This is a genomic window from Mycobacterium sp., from assembly GCF_036273375.1.
Lineage (GTDB): Bacteria > Actinomycetota > Actinomycetes > Mycobacteriales > Mycobacteriaceae > Mycobacterium.
The window spans coordinates 1-5273 of the sequence record NZ_DASUHS010000246.1; the positions used below are offsets into that span (position 1 = coordinate 1).

Genomic DNA, 5273 nt, shown 5'->3' on the forward strand with positions numbered 1-5273 from the left:
TTCCCTGGACATCACCGGCAACGTCGAAACATACATCGCTGCAGCGCAGCTCGCGAGTGGGCAACCAGAAGGACCTCTCCGTCGACTCTTCGGAACGCATCTCGACGGCTGCGCCCCACACACCCTCCCCACGGTGATGCACGGCGTCGGGCTGGCATCGGGCGGGCGGCGGCGTGGTTCCCTCTATTTTCCGGCGGGCTGGCTTGAAACTGATGAATTGGTGCAGCGGCTACCACATCCGACGACCCTGCCCCGCCGCGCGGAGGTCGTTGGATATGACTTCTCGGCAAGTGGGTTGACGCGGTGGAAGACCTACCACTGGCTGCCCATCGATCCGCGGCGGCCGATGGCCGACCGCTCGGAGATCGAAGAGCAACTACCGCACGCCGCGGCCGTGTATGACCACTTCGCCAGCTCGGTGCCAGGTCAGGTGCGCGGAACCGCAACGTTCTTGCAGCAGTCCATCGACGGGGCGGGCCGTCACCAAAGAATTTTCTTTTTCACGAGGCCGTGGGGATGGGCCAGCCCGGCCGGGCTCGGACTCGTGTTGGGATTCCTCTCGGCGATCGTGGAGATCGACCTGAAAACACCGCTCCAACTGGTCCGTTCGGTCACTCGCAATCACGGTCTCGCCGTTCACCTCGGCCTTGTTGCCATAGGCGGTAATACTAGCCCCTCACTGACGCTCTACTTCTGGCCGAAGTGACACGTGGTGTGTGGTGTCTTCGGACGGCGGTGGATGTGGTTCGACGCGATCGCCGACCCCGTGCCCGCACGCCGACCAGACGGCGTCGACGAGCATGCCGCAGGCGTGCGTGGGCTGCCTTGGTGATCCGTCCGTGGATGCGGCGACCATCGCACCACTCGGCAACTCCGGGGCGCTCAAGTCCCGGTAACGCGGCGATAACGCTCCGATGACATACCACCCTGTTGTATTGAGACGACGTCCACCAGAGGACGGTCGACCGATTCGCGAAAAGTCAGGGGTAATCGCAATGCCAAAAAATCCATATTACCATGAGTTCCCTCAAGAAGCGGTCCAGAACGCTCTAGCGGCAGCCCAAGCAGCCACGGCAGAGCAGGTTCAGGTGGCCACGGCGGACGTAAGCACCTTGGACCTCACCACAGCACAAGTCTCCGAGGTGAGCATCCAAGCCGCGTGCATTGAGGTCACGGTGAGCGGCGGCAGGGTGTGCTTGAGCCTCCCGTTGGGGATCGGCAGCATTTGTCTTCCGATCCCTCTCGGTATTCCCGATGGCACTGCCGCCTCGGCCTGTTTGGACATCCGCACCACCTGGGGGTTTCCCACAGGCGTTTGCGTCTCGGTGAGTGCGCTGGGACACCAAGTCGTCAGGAAGTGCTTCCCTTAGCTGGCTCTCTCCGTTGGCGTTGCCAGCGAAAGCGGTCGGGCTCCGCTAGGCCAGGCGTCTTTCGCTGGACTCGCCACCTCAGCGCGTGCCGGTGTTCCTCGGATCGAAAGGGCGGCGCAAATCTCGACCTGCTCTCACCTGGAGGTGGACTCCGATGGCTGATCCGGATTTCATCGAGGTCCTCGACGGCGCGCTCGACAGCGACGTATGCCGCGCGCTGCTGCAGCGCTTCGAAGCGAGCGGCCAGGCGGTGCGCGGCAGCACCGGCAGCGGTGTCGATCTCAGACTGAAGGACAGTTGGGACATCCGCATCAGCGGTCGGCGGGAATGGGCCGACGCCGAACGAGCGCTGAACATCGCCGCGCTCACGGGGCTCAAGCACTACGTGCGGAAGTACGCGCACGCGGTGCTGGCGCCGCTGCAGTTGCAGATGCCCGACCCGGCGACCGGCGAGCTCGTCATGCTCGACGCCGAACACGTCGCGACGCTCGTCGACGGCGTGCTCGACCAGCTGGTCTTTCGCGTGTTCAGGCCCGGCAGCATCAATCTGCAGAAGTACACCGCCGACCAGGGCGGTTATCCGTACTGGCACTGCGAGCTGTATCCGAAAGCCGACAACGGCGAAACGCTGCATCGCGTCGTGCTGTGGACGATCTATTTGAATGAAGGTTTCCGAGGAGGTGAGACGGAGTTTCTCTACCAGAACCGGCGTATCGCGCCGAAGACCGGTTCGCTGCTGATCGCGCCAACCGCGTTCACCCACACCCACCGCGGCAATATGCCGAAAGGTGAAGACAAATACATCGCCACGAGCTGGATCCTGTTCAACCGCGCCGAGCAGCTGTATGCGAATCCGAGGTGAAGGTCCGCAGGATGGCCGACGCCGAGATCGACGTACTGCCGCTGCTGCGGCAGCTGCTCGTCTTCGCCCGCAAATGGTCCCATGGCATACCACTTGACTTCGACGCGGTTGCGCAGGTGCGGCGCAGAGTTCTGACTTCGAACCACCGGCATCATGTGCGAGAGATCCCGATCTACGCACAGTTGGCGCGCGAGGGAGACATCACAGATCGAGATCCGTGCGAACTCGCCCGCAATCGTTTGGTGCTCTCCGACGACTGGTTCAAGAGCTATGATCCGGAATGGCTCGACGGTGACTTTGCGTCGTTGAGCGCCTGGCTCGAGACCGTGTCTACTGTACGGTTGCCGAAAATCTCCCATCGCGCGTCCGACCTGTCGTCGTGGCGGTCAGAACTTGCGCAGCACGGAGTGTTCGTCACCCTGTCCAGTGGTACGTCCACCGGGCAGCCGTCTCTGGTCCCGCGCGATGAATCCACGTTGGCCGCGCTACGCAGCAGTTCAGGGGTTCGGTTCCCGTGGTCGATACGCGCGGGTGAATACGATTGCCTGTTGCTGACCGCCCCGGGGATGGATTCCGGGCTCCAGGCGGGCGCCGCCGGACTCGCGTCGAATGCCTGTCGCGTTCACCACCTCCGCACCTCAGGTGTGTACGAGTTCCTGTGCGACGCGGCTGCCCGACGGCAGCGGGTGATCATCTTCGGGCCGCCTTCCGGACTGTCATCGCTCGTCAATGAGCTGGCCCGGGCGTCCAGGCCGGTCGAACTGCCTGCCGAGAGCTGTGTGGTGACCGGGGGCGGATGGAAAGACGGCCTGGCGCAGGATCTCGATTCGCTCCTCGATGCCGCGTCCACACTGCTGGGCATCGATCGTCGCAGGTGTGTCGACGCGTACTCGACCGCTGAGCTGAATACGGTCTTCGTCTCGTGCGCGAATCATCGCTACCACGTACCACCCGTCGTCGAGGCAGTACTGGTGGACGACCTCCTGCGGCCTATGGGCAAAGATGCGAATGCCGGTCGGCTGGCCGTGTTCGACCCCTTCGCGCGCTCGTATCCGAGCTTGGCGACCTCAGACCATGTGATCCTCCGCGCGGATCCATGCGCCTGTGGGTTGGCGGGCCAAACCCTGCTCGCGCCGATAACCCGTCTCGAGAACGCACCCCCACGAGGATGCGGTGCCCTTGGCGTCGGCGAACCCGATTACCGATGAACGCCCGCGGATTCCGACTCGATCACATCGATGTCCGAAGGCTCGCCGGGGTCGAAGCGGTTCGGCTGCCTGCGGTCATACGCGGTCGATTTCACATGCCCACGTGGCCACGTGTACGCGAGATCGTGGAGGCGGTCGCCCACCGTGCACCGTCGGTCTTCGGCCCGACCACCGACGGCGCCTATCTGGTAGCGCAACCCGTCATCGACCGGCAGGCACTCGAGCCCACCGGCGAGATGCGCGTCCTCATCGTGCCCGCACCCGACCCGCGGGAACTGGTCGAACCCGATCCCGCCGCTGCGATCATGGAGCTCATGCGCATGCCGTTGGACGCCGTCTGCGAGTTCGTCGACGCCATCGGAGAAAGCCTGGCGGCCCACGCGATCGGCCTCTCCGACACCGGGCATGTGCTCTCCGCGACATCGGTCGACGATGAATGGATGCACCGCGCGTTCGTCCGCGGGCTGCCTCGAATGTTCGACGGTGAGGCGCTGAGGACGATGGTGGTGAACGAACTCGGTGATCTAGGCGCACGCAGGATGGATGGCTGGATTGCCGTGGCCGCCCCCGCTGAGCAAGGCATCAGCACACGCATCGCTGCTCAAACACCGGAACTGCGGCCGACGAAACCGTCGACCGGGCCGCCGATGATGCGCGGGGTGCCCACCACACAGCTGCACGTCACCGCGGGCAACATGCCGATCGTGCCGGTGATTTCTTTGCTCTGGGCGTGGGCAACCAAAGGCGCGTGTGTGCTGAAGCCTGCAGCGGACAGCGTTCCGCTGATCGCCGCGCTCGGAACAGCGCTCGCCGAGGTCGATCTCGCCCATCCGTTGGCCAGGCATACGACGCTTGCCTACTGGCGCGGCGGCGATACAGCGATAGAAGCTTCCTTGCTGGCTGACGGTGCGTTCGATCGGCGGGTCATCTGGGGAGGGCGCAACGCCGTCCAGGCGCTCGCACACCGAGGCGGTGCCGCGGACACGATCGTCATGCGACCCCGGTACGGAATCAGCTTCGTTGGGCGAGCGGCGGTGAAGCACGATCTGCAGGCAGTTGTCAGGCTGGCCGCCGCCGACTCCGTCGTCGCCAATCAGCAAGCCTGCATGTCGTCTCTGCTCCATGTGGTCGAGGGGACGGACGCAGATGCCGATGCGTACGCCTGCGCGCTCGCCGACGTGCTCGACAAATGGGACAAGAACTATCCTCATCGTGTACCGGACAGCGTGCAGGGCAGGCTGGTGGGTCTGCGCCGCGGCCTTCTTGCGTCCGCGGACTGGCACCTCAACGGTTCGTGGCCCGGTGGGTCCGCCGTTGCTCGGATCAACCGTGATTTCGACCTCAGCAGGCATCCCGGCGGACGTGTTGTTCTGGTGCGGGCTGCAGACGACCTCGAGTCCGCGATAGCCGTTCATGTCGACCGCGATGTTTCGCACGTCGGAGTGGCTCCCGCGTCGTCCTTGAGGCGGCTTCGCGATGTATTGGCCGGATACGGAGCAGATAACGTGCTGCCGCTCGGGGAAGCGGAGCGTGTCTACGCCGGTCGACCTCACGACGGTATGCAGGTGCTGAACCGATTGGTCCGTTGGGTCAACGCATGACGCTCGCCGTCAAGTGTGTCGCGATGAGGGATGCGGCCGAATCCGGCTCTTCGAGCAGGGGCAGGTGACCGCAGCCCTGCATGACCACCATCGAAACGTTGGGATTCGACGAGGCGAGTGAGCGGGCGCATGCCTTGTGGGTCAAGAGATCTTCGTCGCCGACTATGACGGAAATCGGTGCCCGCACGGCTCCCAGGTCGCCCGGCACTTGTGTCCGAGTGACGAGTTGGCG

General features: G+C 64.3%; 5 protein-coding genes. 4 read left to right on the top strand and 1 reads right to left on the bottom strand.

Annotated elements, in window-relative coordinates; translation table 11 throughout:
* Nucleotides 1–133 precede the first annotated feature (133 nt).
* The 4 genes from VFW69_RS21635 to VFW69_RS21650 all read left to right on the top strand — a co-directional run bounded on the left by VFW69_RS21635 (nt 134) and on the right by VFW69_RS21650 (nt 5041).
* Complete coding sequence (locus tag VFW69_RS21635; protein ID WP_526504420.1) at nt 134–706, top strand: hypothetical protein; 573 nt, start codon at nt 134–136, stop codon at nt 704–706.
* Between the two features lie 818 nt (nt 707–1524).
* Nucleotides 1525–2232, top strand: coding sequence for a 2OG-Fe(II) oxygenase (locus VFW69_RS21640; protein WP_526504422.1), 708 nt, complete (start codon nt 1525–1527; stop codon nt 2230–2232).
* A gap of 11 nt (nt 2233–2243) precedes the next feature.
* Nucleotides 2244–3440 carry a LuxE/PaaK family acyltransferase gene (locus VFW69_RS21645; protein ID WP_526504424.1) on the top strand — a complete coding sequence of 399 codons (1197 nt, stop codon included), beginning with the start codon at nt 2244–2246 and terminating at the stop codon, nt 3438–3440.
* A 95-nt stretch (nt 3441–3535) separates the two neighbouring features.
* Nucleotides 3536–5041 carry an acyl-CoA reductase gene (locus VFW69_RS21650; protein ID WP_526504426.1) on the top strand — a complete coding sequence of 502 codons (1506 nt, stop codon included), beginning with the start codon at nt 3536–3538 and terminating at the stop codon, nt 5039–5041.
* On the opposite strand, the gene VFW69_RS21655 is transcribed toward VFW69_RS21650, so the two are convergent.
* On the bottom strand, nt 5031–5273 hold a 243-nt coding region (locus tag VFW69_RS21655), incomplete at its 5' end, for an alpha/beta fold hydrolase (RefSeq protein WP_526504428.1). The two genes, VFW69_RS21650 and VFW69_RS21655, sit on opposite strands and share 11 nt — an antisense overlap.